Origin of the sequence: Vogesella mureinivorans (genome assembly GCF_007644035.1) — a bacterium.
In the GTDB taxonomy this organism is placed as follows: domain Bacteria; phylum Pseudomonadota; class Gammaproteobacteria; order Burkholderiales; family Chromobacteriaceae; genus Vogesella; species Vogesella mureinivorans.
The window spans coordinates 1-365 of sequence record NZ_VMTV02000600.1 but is presented as its reverse complement, the minus strand read 5'-3'; the positions used below and the strand labels follow the sequence as shown (position 1 = coordinate 365).

General features: G+C 66.3%; 1 protein-coding gene. It reads left to right on the top strand.

Annotation, left to right across the window (positions count from 1 at the left end; genetic code table 11):
• On the top strand, window positions 1–180 hold a 180-nt coding region (locus FLQ44_RS24140), incomplete at its 5' end, for a hypothetical protein (protein ID WP_206208929.1).
• Window positions 181–365: the final 185 nt, after the last annotated feature.

The window sequence follows — 365 nt, the reverse complement described above, 5'->3', positions numbered from 1 at the left end:
CAGTGCAGGGCGGCCTTTGGTGGGGTGCTCCAGCGGTCAGGCCACGCTGCCACGGATGCGCCGGAGATGCAGGTATGGAAGGGCAGCCGTGACGGGGTCTGGTACTTCCTGTACTTCAACCAAGACAAGGTGCTGGTGCGCATCAAGATCAGCGCGCTGGATCTGGACAATGTCGGCTGAGCAGGCTGGTTTCTGACGGGCGTCGAGTCCCCGTCCCGAGTCGCGGGGCTGGGACTCGCTGCTGTTGCGCATCCAGGCCCGCATCAAGCAGTTCAGGGCGCAGGTCGAGGAGACCTCCTCCGGCTACGACAGCGACGGGCTACAGGAGCGCGTGGCCAAGCGGGCCGGCGGCTTGGCCGTCATCC